This window comes from Cellulomonas sp. S1-8 (assembly GCF_026184235.1).
Lineage (GTDB): Bacteria > Actinomycetota > Actinomycetes > Actinomycetales > Cellulomonadaceae > Cellulomonas.
Genome location: NZ_CP110806.1, coordinates 142,982 through 162,484 on the forward strand (window position 1 = coordinate 142,982; position 19,503 = coordinate 162,484).

Here is a 19,503-nt window from a genome sequence, read left to right on the forward strand (position 1 = left end):
CGACGACATCGGGTCCGTCGCGGGCGGGCACCGGGGAACGAGGGACGTGGTGGCACGGACGACGCAACGACAGGGGACCGGCGACCGGCGCGGGACGGCGGGCGCGCAGGTCGTGGTGGTCGGCGGCGGGTACGCCGGGACGATGGCGGCCAACCGCCTGACGGGTGTCCCGGAGGTGGCGCGCGTGGTCCTCGTCGACGAGCGTCCGCGCCTGGTCGAGCGGATACGGCTGCACCAGGTCGCAGCGGGCACCGGCACCGGGACGCCCGACGACCTGCTCGCCGCGGGCGTCGAGCGGCGCACCGCACGCGTGGAACGCGTCGACGACGGGCACGTGGTGCTCGCCGACGGCACGCACCTCGCGTACGACCGCCTGGTCCTGGCGGTCGGCAGCAGGGCCGGGGTCCCGCAGGACGTGCCCGGCGCGCGCGACCACGCGCTGCCGATCGGGGTGCTCGAGGACGCGCACCGGCTGCGGGACGCGCTCGCGGGCGCGGGGCCCGAGGCGGTCGTGACGGTCGTGGGTGGTGGGCTCACCGGGATCGAGGCGGCCACCGAGCTGGCGGAGGCGCACCCCGGCGTGCGGGTGCGGCTCGTGGCGGGCGGGGTGCTCGGTCCGGGTCCCGCAAAGGTCGGGCGCGGGCGGCGCGCGCTGGACACGGCGCTGTCGCGGCTGGGTGTCGAGGTGCTCGACGGTGCGCGGGTCGCCGAGGTCACCGCCGGTGAGGTCGTGCTCGCCGACGGCCGCCGGCTGCGCAGCGACGTCACGGTGTGGGCGGCGGGGTTCGTGGTGCCGGACCTGGCCAGGGCCAGCGGCCTGCCCGTCGACGACGTCGGCCGGCTGCGGGTGCAGCGGGACCTGCAGTGCGCGACGGATCCGCGCATCGTGGGCGCGGGCGACGCGGTCGCGGTCACGGGGCTGCCGCTGCGGATGACGTGCCAGGCGGCGCTGCCGATGGGCGCGCACGCCGCGGACGTCGTCGCAGCCGGCCTGCGCGGACGCCCCGCCGCGCCCTTCGGGTTGTTCTTCGCCGCGCAGTGCGTGAGCCTGGGCCGACGACGGGCCGTGGTGCTGCGCGTGCACGACGACGCGACCCCTCCCCGGGTGCTGATGCGCGGCTGGGCGGCCGCGGTGATGAAGGAGCTGGTGTGCCGGGTGACGGTGCGGGTCCTGCGGACCGAGGCGCGGCACCCGGGCAGGTTCCGGTGGCTGGGGTGAGCGACGAGCGGGCGCGGGTGTTCGACGACCTGCGCCCGCTGCTGTTCACCATCGCGTACGAGATCACGGGCTCGGCCGTGGACGCGGACGACGTGCTCCAGGAGAGCTGGCTGCGCTGGTCGGGGGTTGATCTCGCGACGGTCGCCCACCAGCGGGCCTACCTGGCTCAAATCGTCTCCCGGCAGGCGCTCAACGCCCTGCGTGCCGCGTCGCGTCGGCGTGAGGAGTACGTCGGGCCGTGGCTGCCGGAGCCGCTCGTGGGGTCCGTCGGCGACATCGCCGACGACGTGGTGCTGGGCGAGTCGGTCTCGATGGCCCTGCTCCTCGTGCTCGAGACGCTGTCCCCGGCGGAGCGCGTCGTGTTCGTGCTGCGGGAGGTCTTCGGGTTCGAGCACGCGGAGATCGCGGAGGTGGTGGGGCGCTCGCCGGCTGCCGTCCGGCAGCTCGCGCACCGGGCGCGCGAGCACGTGCAGGCCCGCAGGCCACGCTTCGAGCCGGTGGGGGACGACGCGGCCCGCGTGGTCGAGGAGTTCGTCCGTGCGGCCGGCAGCGGGGACCTCGACGCGCTGCTGAGGGTGCTGGACCCGGACGTGGTGTGGCTGTCCGACAGCGGCGGCAAGGCCAGCGCCCCACGGCGTCCGCTGCGCGGGGCGGCCGAGGTGGCGCGGTTCATCCTCGGGACATTCCGCAAGGCCACGCCGAGGCACTCGTTCCGCGCCGCGACGGTCAACGGTGCGCCGGGCATCGTGCTGCGCGACGGGGACCGTCTGGAGGGCGTCTTCAGCTTCGACGTCCGCGACGGGCGGATCGTGGGGTTCTACGGGTTCCGCAACCCCGACAAGCTCGGGTCGGTCGACCTGGTGAGGCGCGTGGGGCGCTGAGGGCCCGTGCCTCAGCGGCGCCGGCGGTGCAGGATCTGCGTCGACTCGCGTGACGTGCGCTGGTGCGGCAGACCGAACCAGGACGTGGTGGGTGCCATCACCGGGACGGCCAGCAGACCGTCCTGCACCTGCTCCAGGACGACGGGATCCGCCTCGCCGGGGGAGAGCCACGCATCGTGCGCCGCGCGCACGGCGTCGCGCCGTCCGTCGTGCTCCACGTAGTCCGTCATGTGGGCACCCTAGCGGCGCGAGGCTCGTCTGCCGAGGCCTGGACGCTTGTATCACTCCGCGGGAGTAGTGGCGTGCGGGGCGGCGGCGGGTGTCGACCGCTGTGGGACGACGCAGTCCGCGAGGTGGTCGTCGACGACGCCGCACGCCTGCATCGCGGCGTACGCGGTGGTCGGGCCGACGAACCGGAAGCCCAACGACTTCAGCTCCTTGGCGAGCGCCGTCGACTCCGGGGTGCGGCCGGGGACCTCGTCCCACGTCCGCGGCCGTGACCGCGGTGCGGGTGCGTGGGACCACAGGACGCCGTCCAGCGTGCGGCCGGCGTCGTGCAGCGCGAGCAGCGCACGGGCGTTGGTGATCGTCGCGTCGATCTTGGCCCGGTTGCGCACGATGCCCACGTCGGACATCAGCCGCGCCACGTCGTCGTCGCCGTAGCCCGCGACGACGTGCGGGTCGAAGTCGCCGAACGCCTCCCGGAACGCGGGCCGCTTGCGCAGGATCGTGATCCACGCGAGCCCCGACTGGAACGCCTCGAGCGAGATCCGTTCGTACAGGGCGTGCTCGTCGTGCACGGGGACGGCCCACTCGTCGTCGTGGTACGCCGCGTACAGCGGGTCGTTCCCGCCGAAGCACCGGAACGGCACGGCCCCCGCGGGCGGGGTCGCCGTGGCGAGGTCGGTCGTGTCGGTGTCGGTGCCGGTCGTGTCCGTCGCGGCGGGCGTCGTCGTCATGCCCCGAGTCTGCTCCGGGGAGCCGACACCGTGGGCGGGTCTGCACGGATCTGGGGACGAGGGCGATCCGGACGGGACCTGTGGTCGGCTCACCGGCGCCGCGGGCAGGTTGGCCACGACGGTCGACAGAAGCTCACGCGGCGTCCCGGGGACGTCGCTGCGGGCGACGGCGTGAAGCGCGTGGGAGTACGCAAGGGTCGGGGTGGGTGAGCGCCGCAGCACGGTCCGGGTCGGTGGGGACGATCGCCCCAAGGCAAGGACCGACGCCTCCCCGTGCTATCTGTCACGTTTGCGCGTCTAATAGATTGTCATGAGACGCACGTCACTCGTTGGATCGGTTGCATCGGCCGCAGCGCTCGTCCTCGTCGCCGTCGCGCTGACCGCCAGTCCCGCGTCAGCGCAGGTGGACGACGTCAACCCGGTGCGCGTGCCGGTGAGCGGCCATCCGGCGAACAGCGGCTTCCTGGGTCTTCGTCGAGGGTGACGTCGCGCTCGACCTCGACGAGGCCGAGGGGACCGTCGCGGCGGGCGGCAACCTCAGCTTCACGCAGAACTACCAGGTGGCGCTCGGCGCCGGTGTCTTCGACACCTTCACCGCACCCGGCGACACGGATCCCACGACGCTGTACGTCGGGGGCGGGATCGTCTGGCCGGAGAACCCGTCGATCCTGCAGGTGCTCCGCGGCAACACCAAGGTGGCCGACACCTCGACCTACACCGCGTACAACACCGACAGCAACAACGCCGCGGTGAACTACCGCCTGGTCGAGCCGGGTGCCGTGTACGAGTCGGCACCGACGATCACCGGGACCAACCGCCAGACCCCCGAGTCCATCGCCACGCCCGTCGGGACCGACCTCGTCGACGTCGCCGGCGCGTACAGCACCTATCGGACGCTGACGTCCGACATCGCCGCCTGCGCCGCGACCCTCGAGCTGACGGACGCCGGCGGCACCCCGCTGACGGAGATCACCCCCGGCCAGGCCGCGTTCGTCACCCTGACGGAGGGGCAGACCAACGTCCTCGAGATCAGCGGCGCCGACCTGGCCGACCTGTCGGAGATCACGTTCCGGAACCAGCCGAGCGCGACCACGCCCTTCGTGGTCAACGTCACCGGCCCCTCCTTCGAGGGCGACCTGCCCAACTTCGCGGGCGTCTCCGGTGCCCAGGCCCCGTACATGCTGTGGAACTTCGCGACCGCGACCTCGGTGACGGTCACGGGTGGCGACGGCCTGGAAGGCACGCTCTACGCGCCCAACGCCGACGTGTCCTGGCAGGTGACCGCGAACATCGAGGGCAACGTCATCGCGGCCAACTTCGTCCACGGGCCCGCCAGCCGTGGCATCGTCCGCGAGGTCCACGACTTCCCCTTCGCCACGACGATCACCTGCGCGGACGCCGCCCCGGAGCCCGCCGAGCTGACGCTGGTCAAGGAGGTCGTCGGCGGCACCGCGGCACCCAGCGACTGGACCCTGGGTGCCGCGGGGCCCACCGCGGTCTCCGGCGCGTCCGGGTCGGCCGAGGTCACCGACGTCACCGTCGAGCCGGGGTCCTACGAGCTCAGCGAGTCGGGCCCCGCCGGGTACGCGCCCGGGACGTGGACCTGCGACGGCGGCACGCTGACGGGGACCACGCTGGTCGTGCCGCCCGGAGCGGACATCACCTGCCGAATCGTGAACGCCTTCATCACGCCGACGCCGACGCCGACGCCGACGCCGACGCCGACGGTCGAGCCGACACCGACAGCCGGCCCGACACCGACAGCCGGTCCGACATCGACCCAGTCGCCGGCTCCCACACCGACCCGCACCTGCTCCGTTGCCGCGTCGACGACGTCACCCGGCGCGGCGCCGGGCGGGCGTACGGGCTGCGCAACAACCCTCGCCGCCACCGGGTCGGAGGGCGCGCTGCTGGGTCTGCTGGGTGTGCTGCTCCTGGTGGGTGGGGTGGTCGCGGTCGGCCTGGGTCGTCGCGGTTCAGCGTCCGACTGAGCGCGGGCGCGAGGGCAACGACCTCGGTGGGTCGCCGAGCTGTGACTACGGGTGGGTCGGCCGTTGTGGGTGACGCGGGGGGCGCGCATGCTGGGGGCATGCGCGCCATCTACGACGGACAGGTCCTCGCCGAGAGCAGCTCGACCGTGATGGTCGAGGGCAACCACTACTTCCCGCCCACGTCGGTCGACTGGGAGCTCCTCGAGGCGTCCGACACCCACACGACGTGCCCGTGGAAGGGCGTCGCGAGCTACTGGTCCGTCGTCGGTGCCGGCTCGCCCGGGACCGACGTCGCGTGGGCGTACCCGGACCCGAAGGCCGCCGCGCAGGAGATCACGGGTCACGTCGCGTTCTGGCGCGGCGTCGTCATCGAGCCGTAACCGACACCTCCGGCGTCGTCAGCGGACGGCGGCGACGGCCTTGCGGACGCGCGTCGGCGACACCGGCACCGGTGTGCCGAGCTGCTGCGCGAACAGGCTGACGCGCAGCTCCTCCAGCAGCCAGCGGACGTCGTCGAGGGCCGCGTCGCGGGCGGGGTCCGGTGACGCCGCCGCGGCGCGCGCGCGGGCCGCGGTGTACAGCTCCTCGACGTCGTGCACCTGCCATGCGAGGTCGGCGTCGCGCGTCGGGTTCTCGGCGGCCTTGGTCAGGCGGTGCCTGTCGGCGCGCAGGTAGCGGGCCAGCTGCGGCAGGCGGTCGGCGCCGACCTCGGCGACGAAGCCGTCGTGGACCAGCGTCGCGCCGTGGGTGCGGACGTCCTGGGCGGTGGCGAGCAGCGCGAGGCTGTTGGCCCCGCGGACCTCGGCGTCGAGCTCACGCCAGGCGGTCAGCACCCGGACCAGGTCGCCGACGAGCCCGTGGACGTCGTCCTCCAGGGCGTCGCGCACCGCGGCGCGGACGGTGGCGTACGCGCCGGCGTCGCGGACGTCCCGCGGCGACCTCCCCTGCAGGTGCCGCAGGACGATCCGATCGATCGCCGCGATCTGTACATCGGCGACCAGAGCATCCGTACTGGGGTAGGGGGACGCCGCCAGCGCGAGCGCCTGGGACCCCGTCCAGCGGCTCGTCACGCGCGCGGTCGCCAGTCCGGCGTCCAGCAGCAGCAACCGCCGCAGGCCCCGCCGCGCGGCGGCGTCGGCCACCGCGGCGTCGGCCAGCACGCGCAGCGCGACCGTAGCCCGCGGCCCGGCGCCCTCCTCGAGGAGCGTCGGGTAGGCGCGCACGACGCCACCCGCCGGCGTGCGGGCCTCGATGACGTCGGGCAGCGCGGGCACGTCGGGCCAGGTCGTCAGGCCGGTGCGCTCGAGGTCGGGGGCGGGGCTGGATCGCCCTCTCGCGCCCTGGGGGGTGGGGGCGCCGGCGGCGGGCGCCGGGCCCGTGCGCGTCGTCGATCCGCCCGTGGTCGATCCGCCCGTGGTCGAGCCGCCTGTGGTCGAGCCGGTGTGCGTCGTCGCGCCCGTCGTGGATCCGGTGTGCGCCGTCGTCCCACCGGGTGCCGCACCCGCCTGCGCGGCGGCCTCCTCCATCGCGGCCCGCACCGCCGTGCGTACCGCGGACGCGACCGCGTCCTGCGCGCGGTCGGCGAGCCGGCGCTGCAGCACCAGCAGGTCCTTGCCCTCGTCGACGACGCCGCCGCGGTCCCCGACGACACGGAAGGTCATGCGCAGGTGCGCGGGCAGCCGGTCCTCGTCGACGGCGTCGGCGGGCACGTCGACGTCCCGGAGCGCGCGGACGGCGCGCGCGAACATCTCACGGAACGACGGCGCCGCGTCGCCCGCGCGCACGGTGTCGACCCACGAGGCCGCGTGCTCGGTGAGCCACGCGTCGACGGCGCGGGCGACGTCCGGTGCGGGGACCAGCTGCACGCGTACCGGCTTCGGCAACGCGCGGATCGTCGCCGTCAGCAGCTCGGCCCGCATGCCGGGGACCATCCAGTCGAAGCCCTCGGGCCGCACGCGCGGCAGCTGGGAGATCGGGATGTGCACGGTCACGCCGTCGGCCTCGGTGCCGGGCTCGAACTGGTAGGTCAGGGGGAACGACAGGTCGCCCTGCGGCCAGCGCGACGGGAAGGCACGCTCGTCGATCTCGGCGGCCTCGTCGCCGACGAGCAGGTCCCGCGTGAACGACAGCAGGTCCGGGTCGGTGCGCTGCGCGCCCTTCCACCAACGGTCGAAGTGCCGCGCGGAGACCACGTCGGCGGGCACGCGCACGTCGTAGAAGGCGAACAGCGCGTCGTCGTCGATGACCAGGTCACGGCGTCGCGCGCGCGCCTCCAGGGCCTCCGCCTCGTCCAGCAGGCGACGGTTCTCGTGGAAGAACTGGTGGTGCGTCGTCCACTCGCCCTGCACGAGCGCGTGCCGGACGAACAGCTCGCGCGCCTGCTCGGGGTCGACCTTGGCGAGCAGGGAGCGGCGGTCCGCGACGACGGGCACGCCGTACAGCAGCACCTTCTCGGTGACCATGGCCGCGCCCTGCCGCGTCGACCACGCGGGCTCGGAGTATGTGCGCTTGACCAGGTGCGACGCGGCCTCCTCGACCCACTCGGGGTCGACGCGGGCGACGTCGCGGGCCCACAGCCGGGACGTCTCGACGAGCTCGGCGGCCATCACCCACGACGGGGGCCGGCGCGCCAGCCCCGACCCGGGGAAGATCGCGAACCGTGCGCCGCGCGCCCCCAGGTACTCGTTGCGGGCGCGCGCGTCGGGCTTGCGCGGCTTGCCGTCACGCCCCTTGGGCGGGTTGCCGGCGGCGACGTCGGTGACGAGCTGCATGCCGATCTGCGACAGCAGGCCAGGGAGCATCGCGCGGTGGATCGCGTCGCCGTCCCAGGTCCAGCGGGTGCGCACGGCATCGGCGGTGTCGTCGGCGGCGGCCTGCTGCGTCGGCGCGCCCGCGGGGACGTGCCGGCCGCCGTCGCGCCGCCCGTCGCGGCCGTGCCCCGCAGCCGCCGGGGCGTCGTCGGACGTCGGCGTGGGGGCGCCCTTGGCGTCGATGCCCAGGTCCTTGACCATCTCCCGCAGCTGCCCGACGACGTCCTGCCACTCGCGGACCCGCAGGTGGTGCAGGTGCTCGGACTTGCACAGGCGGCGGAACGCCGAGCTGGTCAGCTCGCGCTGCTGCTCCCGCAGGTAGGTCCACAGGTTGAGGTAGCTGAGCAGGTCCGACGACGGGTCGGCGAAGCGACGGTGCAGGGCGTCGGCCGTCTCACGCTGCTCCGCGGGACGCTCGCGCGGGTCCTGGATCGACAGCGCGGCGGCGATGACGAGCACCTCGCGCGCGACGCCCCGACGTCCGGACTCGACGACCATGCGCGCCAGCCGCGGGTCGATGGGCAGCCGCGCGAGGGCGCGGCCCGTCTCGGTCAGGCGCGTGGCGCCGTGCACGACCTCGAGGGCGTGCAGCTCGGTGAGCAGCGCGACGCCGTCGCGGACGGAGCGGACGTCCGGCGGGTCGACGAACGGGAAGTCCACGACCTCGTCCGGCGACGTCACGACACCCACTGCGATCATCTGCAGGATCACCGACGCGAGCGATGTACGAAGGATCTCGGGCTCGGTGTACAGGGGGCGGGAGTCGTAGTCGTCCTCCGCGTACAACCGGATGGCGATGCCCGGCGCGACGCGCCCCGACCGTCCCGACCGCTGGTTGGCCGACGCCTGCGAGATGGGCTCGATCGGCAGCCGCTGCACCTTCGTCGCCTTGGAGTACCGCGAGATGCGCGCGGTCCCCGGGTCGACGACGTACCGCACGCCCGGCACCGTCAGCGACGTCTCCGCGACGTTCGTCGCCAAGATGACGCGCCGCTTGGTGTGCGCCTCGAACACCCGGCGCTGCTCGGCCGCCGACAGCCGCGAGTACAGCGGCACGATGTCGACGCCGTTCGGGTGCCGCGCGTCGGTGACCCGGGTGCCCAGCGACCCGCGCAGCGCGTCCTCGGCGTCACGGATCTCGCGCTCCCCGGACAGGAACACCAGGATGTCGCCGGGGCCTTCGCCCATCAGCTCGCCGACGGCGTCCGTGATGCCGGTGACGAGGTCGCGGTCCGGGGCGTCGTCGGGGGACAGCGGCTGGTAGCGGAGCTCGACGGGGAACGTGCGCCCGCTGACCTCGACGACGGGCGCCGGGACGCCGTCGGGAGCGTCGACGGTCGGCGGGGTGCCGAAGTGCCGCGCGAACCGGTCCGAGTCGATCGTCGCCGACGTGATGACGAGCTTGAGGTCCGGGCGCTGCGGCAGCAGCCGCGTGAGGTACCCGAGGATGAAGTCGATGTTGAGGCTGCGCTCGTGCGCCTCGTCGATGATGAGCGTGTCGTACATCCGCAGCATCGGGTCGCGCTGGATCTGCGCGAGCAGGATGCCGTCCGTCATCACCTTGACCAGCGTCGAGTCGCTCGACTCGTCCGTGAACCGCACCTGGTACCCGACGACCCCGCCCAGCGGGACGCCCAGCTCCTCCGCGATGCGCTCCGCGACCGACCGCGCCGCGATCCGCCGCGGCTGCGTGTGCCCGATCTGGCCGGCCCGCCCGCGCCCCAGCTCGAGCGCGATCTTCGGGATCTGCGTCGTCTTGCCGGACCCCGTCTCGCCCGCGACGACGATGACCTGGTGGTCGCGCAGCGCCGCCGCGATCTCCGAGCGACGGGCCGAGACGGGGAGCTGCTCCGGGTAGACGATCGGTGGGAGGACGACCGCCGCGCGGGCCTCGGCGGAGCGGGTGAGCTGGGCGTCGGTGCGGCGGGCGCGGCCACGGTCGCGGGACTCGCGCTGGGTGGCCTCGCGCTGGCGGCCGCCCCCCTGCCGGCCGTCGCGCTGCTGACCGTCGGTCGGCTGACCGCCCTGCTGACCGCCCTGCTCACCGCCGTCCTGCCGGACACCGCCCTCGCGCAGGCCACCGTCGCCACCCCGGCCTCGCCGCGACCTGCCCGCACCGCGCCGACGGCCAGCCGGACGCGCGCCGGCAGCGCCGTCGGCTGCGACGGCGTCGGTGGGGATGGAGTCGGACGTGCTCACGACGGACCATCCTCCCAGGCGGTCGCCCGGGGCTCATCTCGATTGCTCGGAGGCGCGGGGCTGGTCGTGCGTGGCGCGACGCACCCGGCACCCCACGCACACCACGTGCACGCGCTCGCGGACGTCAGGGCCTCGTCGCCTCGCGGAGCTGCTCCAGGTCCACCAGCCCCTGGATCACCGGCCCGATCACCACCAGGTACATCAGCGCGAAGAACGCCGCCCCCAGCAGCGTGAACCCGAGGGCGTTGCCGCCCGCCCCGGGCGACCGCAGGTGCGCCACCACCTTGCCGAGCACGACGTGCGGGCGCTTCACGTCCCACGAGTTCAGGCGCACGTGGCGTCCCAGGTAGATGCCGAACGCGACGAGCAGCAGCAGCACGGCCTCGAACAGCCGCGCCTGCGGGCTCGCGAGCGCGGCTGCGGAGTCGTCACGGACCACGGCCAGCACCACCAGCTGCATGAGGAAGACGTTGAGGACCGTCGTCAGGACCCCGGACATCGCCAGGACGAGCACGAGCATGACGTCGTACCACTCGGGCACGCGCTCGCCCTCGCGGCGGTGGTTGAGGTTGAGCTCGGTGATGAGGTAGCCGGAGTTGGGCAGCAGCAGCAACCAGACGAGCGCGAGGACCGCGGCGATCGTCGCGACGACGGGCCGGGCGACTCCGACGACGACCAGCGGGAGCACGACCACCACGGCCACGCCGAGGACGACCAGCGGCGCCGCCGACAGCACGAGGTTGAGCAGCATCGGGCGGTACAGCCGCGTCCGGTAGACGGGCGCACGCGCGACCACCAGTGCCGCGGCGAACAGGTTCATCAGCAGGACCCCGACGACGAGGCTGTTGAGCACGTGCACCCCTTCCGACCACTGCGGGCGCCCATCATCCCGTAGCCCCACCAGGCTCGCCCGGGCGAACTCCGCGTGCCCGGGCGGCCGGAAGTGGTCACAGATCTGCCCACTTCCTGCGCGGAGCCGGGCAGATGTGACCACTCTGCGCCCGGCCGGGAGTCCGGTCGTGGGGCGGGGGCCGCAGGCGGGTTCAGCCGTTGTCCACAGGGGGTCCGCGCGGGGATGTCCGATCTCGGTAGGTTCTGCGCATGCGTCGACAGGGGCAGGGCGTCGTGAGGCGAGCGTGGGCGGTGGCGGCCGTCGTCGCGGTGGTGGTGGCCGGCGGGTGCACGGGGGAGCCGGGACCCGCGCCGACGGCGGCGGAGGTGACCGCGGCCGTGACGGCAGACCCGAGTCCTGCGCCCAGCCCTCCACCTCGGCCGGAGACCCCGGAGCGCCCGGAGGCGATGAGTGAACCCACCCCAGAAGGTGCGATTGCGGCCGCGACCTACTTCCTCCAGGTGTACGACCACGCTTTCAGCACGGGCGACGAGTCGTACTTCGTCGCACTGTCCGGCGGTGACTGCCTCTTCTGCTCGGAGGCGATCGCCGAGGTCGCAGCGATGAGAGGCGATGGCTCCCGAGCCGTACGTGAACCGATCGACATCCTCCACTCATCAGCAACAGAGGTGCGCGCGGACGAGTGGTTCAATGTCGAGCTCCGTGTGAGGCAGGGCCGGATCGATGTCGTCAGCTCGACCGGGGAGGTCACAGCGAGTGCCGAGAGCGAAGTCGTGGACGTGCGACTCGCGATGAGCTGGGCCGGCGGCTGGACGGTGGACGCGGTCGACCTGGCACCGGCCACGTCATGATTCGGAAGATCAACGTGCCGGCCGTGCTCGTCACGGCAGCGATCCTGGTATCTGCGCAGGCGGCCGCGGCGGACGGCATCCCTGGCAAGCTCGACGAGCGCTACAGCAGCAGCTTCACCGACCAGTTCATCGACACCACCGGCGCGCGGGGCAGTCGAGCGGCCGCCGACGAGGCTGCTCCCTTCGTGCCGGCCTCGACCGGGCGGCAGTGGCGGGTCGGTGCAGTCGGTGGGGTGCACCCGGGGTGTCGAGGGGGTCGCTCCGGACATCGACGGGCTGTGCAGCGCGGGCGTACCGCTGGTCCACGTGATGCTGTGCGACCCCGCCGACTGGCAGCCGCCGCGCTGGCGCAGCTACCTCGACCCCGGCGCGACCGCGTGGAGCCCGTGGGAGCAGGTCGACTACGGGACGTGCCCAGCGGACCGGGTCCCCGCTATGACGGCCGAGGACTTCCGGCGGTTGCCGCTGCCGGCGCCGACGCTCGTCATGCAACCCGAGGGCGACTGGGTGCTGGTGAACATCGAGACGGTCGTGCGCACCGACCCGACGCCGGTCGTCCTCGTCACCGACCTGCTCGGTCACCAGCTCGAGGTCGAGGCCCGGCCCAGCCTGTTCACGTACGACTTCGGTGACGGCTCCGACCCTCTCGTGACCCGCGACGCCGGGAAGGCGTGGCCCGACTTCACGACGCACCACGTGTACGAGGCACCCGGGCAGGCGGCGATCACGCTCACCACCACGTGGACGGGTCGTTACCGGCTCGTGGGCACCCAGGACTGGCTCGAGGTCTCCGGCACCGCGCAGACCAGCACGGCGGGCCAGCCGTTCCGCATCGAGGAACGCACCTCCCGCCTGGTGACGGACCTCTGCACCGACCGCCCCAAACCCCCCGACTGCTGACCCCCCGGAAGTGGTCGCACATCTGACCACTTCCGGCCTGTCGCCGGGCAGACGTGACCACTTCCGCGGTCACGGCCCGGCCCCACCGCACCGCACCCGTCCGGGGTTCGTCAGGATCCGCCTCGCGCTCAACCGGACGGCCCTCATCCTGGCCGCTGGACCCAGGTCAACGTAGAGTGACGCTACAACGTCGCTTAGAGCGTTTAAACGACGGTATACCAGCACTTTGGAGGGGTGATGGGTTCTAGGCCACGCACGTACTCGCGCCCGTCACGGCTCGCGGTCGAGGTCCTCGGCGCGATGATCGCGAACGCGCGCCGCGAGCGGCGCTGGACTGCGCGCGACCTCGCTGCCCGTGCGGGCATCTCCGTGCAGACGTTGCGCAACGTCGAGCGAGGCGAGCCGACCGTGGCCATCGGTGTGGTCTTCGAGATTGCAGCGCTGCTCGGCATCCCACTGTTCAGCGACGACCGCGGCGCGGTCAGCGAGCTGCGCGTCGGGGAGTCGCGTCGCGCGCTGCTGCTGCCGCAGCGGGTCCGGGCGAGCAAGGGAGTGGTCGATGACAACTTCTGAGCCGACGACGGCGTACGTGTGGGCATGGTCGGAAGGGGCGCTCGAACCGGTCGTGGTCGGGCGTATCGACGTCGTGCCCGACTCCGGAGGCCCGGACGAGCAGCGGCACACGTTCACCTATGGCCGCAGGTACCGCGACGCACCCGGGGCCGTGCCGTTGTACGCGCCCGAGCTGCCTCTGGTCCCGGGGGTCATCGAACCGCTGGGAGCCCTGCGGATCGCGGGCGTCCTGGGTGATGGTGCGCCTGACGCCTGGGGGCGCCGCATCCTGGAAGACCGCGCGGGGGCCTCGGGGCAGCTGAGCACCCTGGAGTACCTGCTCGGATCGGGCTCTGACCGCATCGGTGCGCTGGACTTCCAGGAGTCAGCGACGACGTACGTGCCGCGCAACGTCGACCCGGTGCCGTTGGAGCAGCTCATGACCGCAGCGCAGTACCTCGAGGAAGGTCAGGAGCTGACCCCTGCGCTGTCCGAGGCGCTCCTGCGCGGTACGTCCGTCGGTGGCGCACGCCCCAAGGCGCTGATCGAGGACGACGGCCGGCACCTGATCGCGAAGTTCTCCTCCACGACCGACACCGGGCCGCGGGTCAAGGAGGAAGGCGTCGCGATGGACCTCGCGCGCCGCGTGGGACTGAACGTCGCCCCGACGCAGGTCATCACGACCGCAGGCCACGACGTGCTGCTCGTCGAGCGCTTCGACCGCGCCCCCGGCGGTGGGCGCCGCATGATGGTCTCGGCGCTGACGTTTCTCGAGGAAGACGACCACTTCGGGCACTACCTGACCTACCCCGAGCTTGCGGACAAGATCCGGGCCACGTTCACCGACCCCGTCGCGACGCTGCGCGAGCTGTTCTCCCGCATCGTGCTCAACGTCGCGGTGGGCAACTTCGACGACCACGCACGCAACCACGCCGCGTTCTGGGACCCGGCCACGGGAACGGCGACGCTGACGCCGGCGTACGACATCGACCCGCGTCCGCGCTCAGGGGAGTACGCGGCCCAGGCGCTGGCGATCGGGCGAGGCGGCGAGCGGGAGAGCAAGTTCGCGGTGTGCGTCAACGCGGCCGAGGTGTACCTGCTCGATCGGGCAGAGGCGCAGGACATCGTCGACGAGCAGGTCGCGATCATCAACGCGCAGTGGAACGAGGCAGCCGACGCCGCGCTGCTGACCAAGCGCGAACGCGAGCGGTTGTGGGGCACCAAGATCATGAACCCGTTCGTCTTCCAGGCGCCGTGACCTGACCCGAGCCGGCGTCGGTCAGCAGGTGATGACGCGGACCGCCGCGGACAGCTGGCTGACCCACCTGCGTACTCGTGCCGGGGTGCGGGGTCAGGGCGTGCGCGCCGCGCCCGTCCAGGTCACGCGGAACGTCGAGGCGGCGGCCCGACTGCTGAGTCCGCGGAATTGGTCGCACATCTGACCACTTCCGGCCCGCCGCCGGGCAGATGCGACCACTTCTGGCTCGCTCACCGCCCCGGGCCCGCACCGCCCCGCCCCGCACCCGCCCCGCCCCGCACCCGCATCGCCCCGCACCCGCACCGCCCCGCACCGCCCCGCACCGGGCGGCCGTCCGGGGGGCGTCAGGATCCGGGTCCGGGGCGTCAGGGGAGCGTCCGGAGGAGCACCCGCGACCCGGCGGGGGCGGTGAATGGTCTCCGGGCCCGCTCGGGCCCCCCGCTGCATGAGCAGCGGTGCTGACCTGTGGGAGCTGATCGTGGCTGACCTGGTGTTCGTCCTGCTGACGGCTGTGTGCTTCGCGGTGCTCGCCGCCGTGGTGGCCGGGGTGGCGCGGCTGTGAGCGGGGAGTCGGTCGTCGCGCTCGTCGTCGCGGTCGCGCTGGCGGGGTACCTGGTGTGGGCCCTGCTGCGTCCGGAGCGGTTCTGATGTCCCCGGTGCTGATGTCCCCGGTGCTGGCGGCCGTCCTGCAGGTCGGGATCGTCGTCGCGGTGCTCGCGGCGGTCCACGTCCCGCTGGGCGACTACATGGCCCGCGTGTTCACCACGGCCCGGCACAGCCGTGTCGAGCGGCTCGTCTACCGCGCCGCGGGGGTCGACCCCGACGCGGACCAGACCTGGGTCGTCTACGCCCGGTCGGTGCTGGCGTTCTCGTTCGTCGGTGTGCTGCTGCTCTACGCGCTGCTGCGCCTGCAGGACCGGCTGCCGCTGGGTCTCGGCCTGCCGGCGGTGGCACCGGACGGCGCCTGGAACACCGCCGTCTCGTTCGTCACCAACACGAACTGGCAGTGGTACGCCGGCGAGAGCACGGTCGGGCACCTGGCGCAGATGGCCGGGCTCGCGGTGCAGAACTTCGCGTCGGCCGCCGTCGGTCTGGCGGTCGCGATCGCGGTCGTCCGCGGCTTCGCGCGCAGCGGCACCGACCGGCTCGGCAGCTTCTGGGTCGACCTGGTCCGCGGCACGTTGCGGATCCTGCTGCCGCTCGCGTTCGCCGCGGCCGTGGTGCTCGTCGTCGGGGGTGTCGTGCAGAACTTCGCCGGCCCGGCCGACGTCACCACGCTCGACGGCGGCACGCAGACGATCGTCGGCGGGCCGATCGCCTCCCAGGAGGCGACCAAGGAGCTCGGCACCAACGGCGGCGGCTTCTTCAACGCCAACAGCGCCCACCCGTTCGAGAACCCGTCGGGGTGGACCAACCTGCTGCAGGTCGTCCTGCTCCTGGTGATCCCGTTCAGCCTGCCGCGCACGTTCGGCCGGATGGTCGGGGACCGTCGTCAGGGCGTCACGCTCGTCGCCGTCATGGGGAGCCTGTGGGCCGCGGCGGTCGGGCTGGTCACGTGGGCGGAGCTGCGTGCACCGGGCACGGTCCCGCAGCTGGCCGGCGGGGCGATGGAAGGCAAGGAGGTGCGCTTCGGGCCTGCGGCGTCCGCGCTGTTCGCGGCGTCGACGACGGGCACGTCGACCGGTGCCGTCAACGCCTCGCACGACTCGCTGACGGCCGCGGGCGGTGGCGTCGCGATGCTGAACATGATGCTGGGGGAGGTCGCCCCGGGCGGTGTCGGGTCGGGGCTGTACGGGATGCTCGTGCTCGCGGTCCTCGCGGTGTTCCTCGCCGGGCTGATGGTCGGCCGCACTCCCGAGTACCTCGGCCGCACGATCGGCCGCACGCAGGTGACCCTCGTGGCCCTGTACGTCCTGACGATGCCCGCGCTGCTGCTCGTCGGTGCGGCGGTGACCGCGGCGACGCCCGCTCTCGTCGAGGCGTCCGTGCAGGACCCCGGCGCGCACGGGCTCTCGGAGATCCTCTACGCCTACGCCTCCGCGACCAACAACAACGGCTCGGCGTTCGCCGGGTTCGCCGCCGGCACGACCTACCAGAACGTCGCGCTCGGCCTCGGCATGCTCTTCGGCCGCCTGGTGCCGATCGTGCTGGTGCTGGCCCTGGCCGGCAGCGTCGCGCGGCAGCGTTCGGGCGCCACGAGCGCCGGCACCCTGCCCACCCACGGTCCCGTGTTCGTCGGCCTGCTCGCGTTCGTCGTGCTCGTCGTCGCGGGCCTCACCTTCTTCCCTGCGCTTGCCCTGGCGCCCGTCGCGGAGGCACTGCTGTGACCACCACCGTCCCGTCGTCCCGCCGCCACCACCCCACACGGGTCCGCGCGGGCGCCTTCGAGCCCCGTCAGCTCCTCGCCTCGCTGCCGCAGGCGCTGCGCAAGCTCGACCCGCGCCACCAGGTGCGGTACCCGGTGATGTTCGTCGTGTGGGTCGGCGCGGTCGGCGCCACGGTCCTGGCGGTGCGGCACCCGAGCGTCTTCGCGTGGTCGATCGCGGTGTGGCTGTGGCTGACGGTGGTGTTCGCGAACCTCGCGGAGTCCGTCGCCGAGGGGCGTGGCCGCGCGCAGGCGGACTCGCTGCGCGCCACCCGCACGCACACCCTGGCCCGTCGGGTCGTCGACGGCGTCGAGGAGCAGGTCGCGGCGGCCGCGCTGCAGGTGGGCGACCTGGTCGTCGTCGAGGCGGGCGAGGTGATCCCCAGCGACGGTGACGTCGTCGAGGGCATCGCCAGCGTCGACGAGTCCGCGGTGACCGGTGAGTCCGCGCCGGTGATCCGCGAGTCCGGCGGCGACCGCAGCGCGGTCACCGGCGGCACGCGGGTGCTGTCCGACCGGGTCGTCGTGCGCATCACCGCACGCGCCGGGGAGACGTTCCTCGACCGGATGATCGGGCTCGTCGAGGGCTCGGCACGGCAGAAGACCCCCAACGAGGTCGCGCTGAACCTGCTGCTGTCCGGCCTGACCCTCGTCTTCCTGCTCGCGGTCGTCACGCTGCAGCCGTTCGCCGTGTACTCCGGGCAGGCCCAGCCGCTCGTCGTGCTGGTGGCGCTGCTGGTCTGCCTCATCCCGACGACGATCGGCGCGCTGCTGTCCGCCATCGGCATCGCCGGCATGGACCGGCTCATTCAGCGCAACGTCATGGCGCTGTCCGGACGTGCCGTCGAGGCGGCCGGCGACGTCGACGTCCTGCTGCTCGACAAGACCGGCACCATCACCTTCGGCAACCGGCAGGCCGTCGACCTCGTCACCGCCGAGGGCGTCGACGAGCGCGCGCTCGCGGAGGCGGCCCAGCTCTCCAGCCTCGCGGACGAGACCCCCGAGGGCCGCTCGATCGTCGTCCTGGCCAAGGAGCGGTACGGGATGCGCGCGCGCTTCGGCAGCCAGCTGCCCAACGCCACGTTCGTCGCGTTCACCGCCCAGACCCGCATGAGCGGCGTCGACCTGGCCGAGCGGGACGGCACGTGGCAGATCCGCAAGGGCGCCGCCGCGGCCGTCATGGCGTGGGTCCGGGAGCAGGGCGGCCACCCGACGGCCGAGGTGGGCAGGGCTGTCGACGCGATCAGCGCGTCGGGCGGGACGCCGCTGGTCGTCGCGGAGCGCGTCGGCGACGCCCCCGCGCGGGCCGTCGGCGTCGTGCACCTCAAGGACGTCGTCAAGCCCGGCATGCGCGAACGGTTCGACGAGCTGCGCCGCATGGGCATCCGCACCGTGATGATCACCGGCGACAACGCCGTGACGGCCCGCGCCATCGCGCAGGAGGCGGGCGTCGACGACGTCCTGGCGGAGGCGACCCCGGAGGACAAGCTCGCCCTCATCCGCCGCGAGCAGGCCGAGGGGCGGCTCGTCGCCATGACCGGCGACGGCACCAACGACGCGCCCGCCCTGGCGCAGGCCGACGTGGGCGTCGCCATGAACACCGGGACGTCCGCTGCCAAGGAGGCGGGCAACATGGTCGACCTCGACTCCGACCCGACCAAGCTCATCGAGATCGTCGCGATCGGCAAGCAGCTGCTCATCACGCGCGGCGCGCTGACGACGTTCTCGATCGCGAACGACGTCGCCAAGTACTTCGCGATCGTCCCGGCGATGTTCGTCGGCCTGTTCCCGCAGCTGGACCGGCTCAACGTCATGGGCCTGTCGTCACCGGAGTCGGCGGTGCTGTCCGCGGTGGTCTTCAACGCGCTGATCATCGTCGCGCTCGTCCCCGTCGCCCTGCGCGGCGTGCGGTACCGGCCCGCGCCGGCGGCCGTGATGCTGCGCCGCAACCTGCTCGTCTACGGCGTCGGCGGGGTCGTCGCGCCGTTCGTCGGCATCAAGGCCGTCGACCTCGTCCTGTCCCTGCTGCCCGGCTTCTGACCGCCGGTCCCGAAGGAGCTGATCACCGTGATGCCGTTCCTGCGCCAGTCCGCCGCGGGCCTGCGCCTGCTGCTCGTCCTGACCGTGCTGCTCGGTCTGCTGTACCCCACCGCGGTCTACGCGGTCGGGCGCCTGGTGCCGGAGCGGGCCGACGGCTCGCTCCTCGAGGTCGACGGCCGGGTCATCGGGTCGCGCCTGCTGGGGCAGGCCTTCGACGGCGACGAGTGGCTGCTGCCGCGCCCGTCCGCGGCCGGCGACGGCTACGACCCGCTCGCGTCGGGCGCGTCGAACCTCGGGCCGGAGAGCCCGGAGCTGGCCGCGACGGTCGCCGAGCGGCGCGCCGACGTCGCGCGTCGTGAGGGCGTCGCGGTGGACCTCGTCCCGCCCGACGCGGTGACGGCGTCCGCGTCGGGCCTCGACCCGCACGTCTCGCCGCAGTACGCGGACCTGCAGGTGCCGCGCATCGCCCGCGTCCGGGGGCTCGACGAGGCCACGGTGCAGGCGCTGGTCGACGACGCGACGACGGGCCGGGAGCTCGGCGTCCTCGGGGAGCCGCGCGTCGACGTCCTGCAGGTGAACGCCGCGCTCGCAGTGCTTGACTGAGGGCACTGTGGGGACCGAGGAC

Annotated in this window: 16 protein-coding genes; 12 read left to right on the forward strand and 4 right to left on the reverse strand. The window is 73.4% G+C overall.

Annotated features, from left to right (window positions below):
• The first annotated feature begins 49 nt into the window (after positions 1–49).
• Positions 50–1,219 carry an NAD(P)/FAD-dependent oxidoreductase gene (locus OKX07_RS00625; RefSeq protein WP_265629933.1) on the forward strand — a complete coding sequence of 390 codons (1,170 nt, stop codon included), beginning with the start codon at positions 50–52 and terminating at the stop codon, positions 1,217–1,219.
• Entirely contained in the window at positions 1,216–2,100 is an 885-nt protein-coding gene (locus tag OKX07_RS00630; protein WP_265629934.1) for an RNA polymerase sigma-70 factor, read from the forward strand. Before OKX07_RS00625 ends, OKX07_RS00630 begins: the two co-directional genes overlap by 4 nt.
• Positions 2,101–2,111: 11 nt before the next feature.
• Here the strand turns inward: OKX07_RS00630 and OKX07_RS00635 are convergent, their stop codons facing one another.
• Together OKX07_RS00635 and OKX07_RS00640 are read right to left on the reverse strand one after the other, a co-directional pair.
• On the reverse strand, positions 2,112–2,330 hold the full coding sequence (locus OKX07_RS00635) for a hypothetical protein (RefSeq protein ID WP_265629935.1): 219 nt from the start codon (positions 2,328–2,330) through the stop codon (positions 2,112–2,114).
• Between the two features lie 51 nt (positions 2,331–2,381).
• Positions 2,382–3,059, reverse strand: coding sequence for a DNA-3-methyladenine glycosylase I (locus OKX07_RS00640; protein WP_265629936.1), 678 nt, complete (start codon positions 3,057–3,059; stop codon positions 2,382–2,384).
• Between the two features lie 443 nt (positions 3,060–3,502).
• Here OKX07_RS00640 and OKX07_RS00645 point away from each other — a divergent pair, with 443 nt between their 5' ends.
• Both OKX07_RS00645 and OKX07_RS00650 read left to right on the forward strand, forming a co-directional pair.
• Positions 3,503–5,050 (forward strand): collagen-binding domain-containing protein, encoded by a 1,548-nt coding sequence (locus OKX07_RS00645; RefSeq protein WP_265631765.1) that lies wholly within the window; start codon positions 3,503–3,505, stop codon positions 5,048–5,050.
• Between the two features lie 98 nt (positions 5,051–5,148).
• Positions 5,149–5,430 carry a DUF427 domain-containing protein gene (locus OKX07_RS00650; protein WP_265629937.1) on the forward strand — a complete coding sequence of 94 codons (282 nt, stop codon included), beginning with the start codon at positions 5,149–5,151 and terminating at the stop codon, positions 5,428–5,430.
• Between the two features lie 18 nt (positions 5,431–5,448).
• On the opposite strand, the gene hrpA is transcribed toward OKX07_RS00650, so the two are convergent.
• Positions 5,449–10,059 (reverse strand): ATP-dependent RNA helicase HrpA, encoded by a 4,611-nt coding sequence (gene hrpA, locus OKX07_RS00655; protein ID WP_265629938.1) that lies wholly within the window; start codon positions 10,057–10,059, stop codon positions 5,449–5,451.
• Between the two features lie 124 nt (positions 10,060–10,183).
• Positions 10,184–10,912, reverse strand: coding sequence for a DUF1361 domain-containing protein (locus OKX07_RS00660; RefSeq protein WP_265629939.1), 729 nt, complete (start codon positions 10,910–10,912; stop codon positions 10,184–10,186).
• A 248-nt stretch (positions 10,913–11,160) separates the two neighbouring features.
• Between OKX07_RS00660 and OKX07_RS00665 the strand changes: the two genes are divergently transcribed.
• From OKX07_RS00665 to kdpC, 8 genes are all read left to right on the forward strand, one after another.
• The gene (locus OKX07_RS00665; protein WP_265629940.1) at positions 11,161–11,763 is read left to right on the forward strand and encodes a DUF6318 family protein; all 603 of its coding nucleotides are present in this window, start codon (positions 11,161–11,163) and stop codon (positions 11,761–11,763) included.
• Positions 11,764–11,991: 228 nt separating this feature from the next.
• Positions 11,992–12,663 carry a hypothetical protein gene (locus OKX07_RS00670; protein WP_265629941.1) on the forward strand — a complete coding sequence of 224 codons (672 nt, stop codon included), beginning with the start codon at positions 11,992–11,994 and terminating at the stop codon, positions 12,661–12,663.
• A gap of 300 nt (positions 12,664–12,963) precedes the next feature.
• Complete coding sequence (locus OKX07_RS00675) at positions 12,964–13,236, forward strand: helix-turn-helix domain-containing protein (RefSeq protein ID WP_265629942.1); 273 nt, start codon at positions 12,964–12,966, stop codon at positions 13,234–13,236.
• Entirely contained in the window at positions 13,223–14,473 is a 1,251-nt protein-coding gene (locus OKX07_RS00680) for a type II toxin-antitoxin system HipA family toxin (protein WP_265629943.1), read from the forward strand. Before OKX07_RS00675 ends, OKX07_RS00680 begins: the two co-directional genes overlap by 14 nt.
• A gap of 558 nt (positions 14,474–15,031) precedes the next feature.
• Positions 15,032–15,121, forward strand: coding sequence for a K(+)-transporting ATPase subunit F (gene kdpF / locus OKX07_RS00685; RefSeq protein WP_265629944.1), 90 nt, complete (start codon positions 15,032–15,034; stop codon positions 15,119–15,121).
• Positions 15,121–16,800, forward strand: a complete 1,680-nt coding sequence (gene kdpA, locus OKX07_RS00690) for a potassium-transporting ATPase subunit KdpA (protein ID WP_265629945.1) — start codon at positions 15,121–15,123, stop codon at positions 16,798–16,800. The genes kdpF and kdpA overlap by 1 nt, the downstream gene beginning before the upstream one ends.
• Positions 16,797–18,878 carry a potassium-transporting ATPase subunit KdpB gene (gene kdpB / locus OKX07_RS00695; RefSeq protein WP_265629946.1) on the forward strand — a complete coding sequence of 694 codons (2,082 nt, stop codon included), beginning with the start codon at positions 16,797–16,799 and terminating at the stop codon, positions 18,876–18,878. Before kdpA ends, kdpB begins: the two co-directional genes overlap by 4 nt.
• A 30-nt stretch (positions 18,879–18,908) precedes the next feature.
• Positions 18,909–19,481, forward strand: coding sequence for a potassium-transporting ATPase subunit KdpC (gene kdpC, locus OKX07_RS00700; protein ID WP_265631766.1), 573 nt, complete (start codon positions 18,909–18,911; stop codon positions 19,479–19,481).
• Positions 19,482–19,503 lie beyond the last annotated feature (22 nt).